This is a genomic window from Dietzia sp. B19 (assembly GCF_014145155.1).
Taxonomy (GTDB): domain Bacteria; phylum Actinomycetota; class Actinomycetes; order Mycobacteriales; family Mycobacteriaceae; genus Dietzia; species Dietzia natronolimnaea.
On record NZ_JAALED010000575.1, the window covers coordinates 12,247 to 12,472 of the forward strand.

1 pseudogene is annotated in these 226 nt (G+C 68.6%); it reads right to left on the minus strand.

The annotated features are described in order from the left end of the window. Positions 1 to 226: pseudogene (locus tag G6020_RS17365) on the minus strand (IS1380 family transposase); the annotation flags it as partial.

A 226-nucleotide genomic window follows, 5' to 3' on the forward strand; every position in this document is an offset into this window, starting at 1 on the left:
GTGGGGAGAGGAACCCGGTCAGCTCCGCGATGTCGGCCCCGTCGCGGATGTCCCCGTTAGGGTTGAGCGCTGGTCCCCACGCGGCTTCGGGGCAGGTCGCTATGGCCCGGCGAATCGGGGCAGTGATGGAGAATCCGACCGAGTACTCCACCTGTCGACCGCGGATGCGGTTCTGTTCGGTGATCCAGTCGATCAGGTCGTGGGAGGCGCCGGCGCCGTCGGAGCG